Below are 1,154 nucleotides of genomic sequence, written 5' to 3'. Positions count from 1 at the left end.
GATCCCTCTGAGCATCCCGATTACGAAGTGGATCATGAAGTTGATGCGCGTTATCACGAGGAGCCGGAAGACACGCTTGAAAGGCTTTTCGATTTACTGGCACTGAAATCGTACAGTGAAGATCAGGGAAAGGGCTATGCGATACGCTTTCGTTTACCGAAGCGCATTTTGGATGCTGCGATCAACCAAGGATTGATGGAAAAGCGCAGGAAGGTGATCAAATTTCATTATGGTCATTCGGTCGTGCCCCATACCCCGTCAGAAGTGATAGCAGTATTATGACGAATCAATATCCTATCCAATAAAAACGCTCCAATCAGCATGACTGACTGGAGCGTTTTCTTTTTTCTTCTGGATGCTTGAAGCCGTCGCCCAGCTGCAACCTTAATATCTCAAGTGCAGCCGTTAAAACCTAGACTACTTCTTTGCTTTGGCGAAAGCAGCCGCAAATGCGCCACCCATCGCGCTGTTCGATGAGGAATCATCACGGCGAGGTTGACGACGTTGTGGTTGGTCATTACGACGCGGCGCTGCTGATGAGCGTTGGCTACGGTTGTCTTGACCCGGCTCGTCGTTTAAACGCATCGATAGACCGATACGCTTGCGTTGTATGTCCACTTCCATCACTTTCACTTTAACGATGTCACCTGCTTTCACCACTTCACGCGGATCAGAAACGAAACGATCCGTCAGGGCTGAGATGTGCACTAAACCATCTTGGTGAACACCAATATCGACGAAAGCACCAAAGTTGGCCACGTTCGATACGACGCCTTCGAGAATCATGCCCGGTTCTAGATCTGCAACCGAGTTAACGCCTTCAGCGAAGGTTGCGGTTTTGAACTCCGGACGAGGGTCTCGGCCTGGTTTGTCCAGCTCTTTGATGATATCGGTCACCGTTGGGACACCGAAGTGCTCATCGGTGTAATCCACCGCGTGCAGACCTTTAAGGAACGTCGAATCGCCAATCAGTGCTTTGATGTCTTTACTGTTCTTCTCAGCAATCGCTTTGACTACAGGGTAGGCTTCTGGGTGCACTGCAGAGGCATCCAGTGGGTTTTTACCATCCATAATACGAAGGAAACCCGCACACTGCTCGAACGCCTTAGGACCTAAACGAGGCACTTTCTTCAAAGTTGTACGTGCTTCGAAAC

At 49.7% G+C, this 1,154-nt stretch carries 1 protein-coding gene and 1 pseudogene; one reads left to right on the top strand and one right to left on the bottom strand.

Features of this window, described 5'->3' with window-relative positions; translation table 11 throughout:
• Positions 1-282 (top strand): annotated as a pseudogene (locus R8N28_RS26090) (ATP-dependent Lon protease); the annotation flags it as partial.
• 135 nt (positions 283-417) lie between these two features.
• On the opposite strand, the gene R8N28_RS26085 reads toward R8N28_RS26090, so the two are convergent.
• The coding region (locus R8N28_RS26085; RefSeq protein WP_318183766.1) for a S1 RNA-binding domain-containing protein at positions 418-1,154 on the bottom strand (737 nt) is incomplete at its 5' end.

It is taken from the genome of Vibrio sp. Vb1554, from assembly GCF_033344235.1.
The sequence above is the reverse complement of the archived record's forward strand: the minus strand, read 5'-3'. Positions and strand labels throughout refer to the sequence as shown.